Consider the following 695-nt stretch of genomic DNA (forward strand, 5'->3'; position numbering starts at 1 on the left):
AGTATGTTTTGTAATTCTCGTCCGTTGAATTGTTTGGGCGTGCTTTATGGTTAGGAAGGTTTGCTGCCGATTGATCTACTCTGGTAGCGTACAGGCACAAAACACAACAATAAAAAGGATTTGTGCAGAGTATGAAATTTCAATGTAAGGCGGCGGATATCTCGTTTTTAGAATCTGCGCCAATCAAGCTATCTTATTCTATTCGCATTAGCTCAGACGCAAAGACCGTTTATGACGCGCTAATTAATCCGAATACCTGGCCTCATTGGTTTCCTGGGATGACGAGTGCAACTGCGTTATTGGAGGAGGAAGAATGCTTGTCTCGGATTGTAACCCTGAATTATTTTATTCAGTTTAGGGAAGAGTTTTTGATTACTCAGCCTAATCAAAAGGTGGCATATCGTGTCTCAGCTGTTTCTATTCCATATGCAGATGAATTAGTGGAAGAGTTTTCAATTCAGCAAATGGAGAAAGAGGTTGAAGTAAAATATCGTATCGGTCTCCGTGTCCACAGTTCTTTATCCATGCTCAGTGGTTTAGTTGAGAGAATAGGTGCTCGTTCTTATCAAGCTGCTTTGAACAACCTGAAAACGTTCATAGAAAAATAATAAAATTAACGGGTGCCGCTGTCGCAACTGGTTAGGTAGAAGAGGGCGGTAAGTTATTTGTTTTCAAGATGCTTGTATAAACTCACG

At 40.6% G+C, this 695-nt stretch carries 1 protein-coding gene; it reads left to right on the forward strand.

Annotation, left to right across the window (positions count from 1 at the left end; translation table 11 throughout):
- The first annotated feature begins 131 nt into the window (after positions 1 to 131).
- Positions 132 to 608: an SRPBCC family protein gene (locus A3762_RS18565; RefSeq protein WP_068756275.1), complete on the forward strand. Its 477-nt coding sequence runs from the start codon at positions 132 to 134 to the stop codon at positions 606 to 608.
- Positions 609 to 695: the final 87 nt, after the last annotated feature.

The organism is Oleiphilus sp. HI0125 (assembly GCF_001635355.1).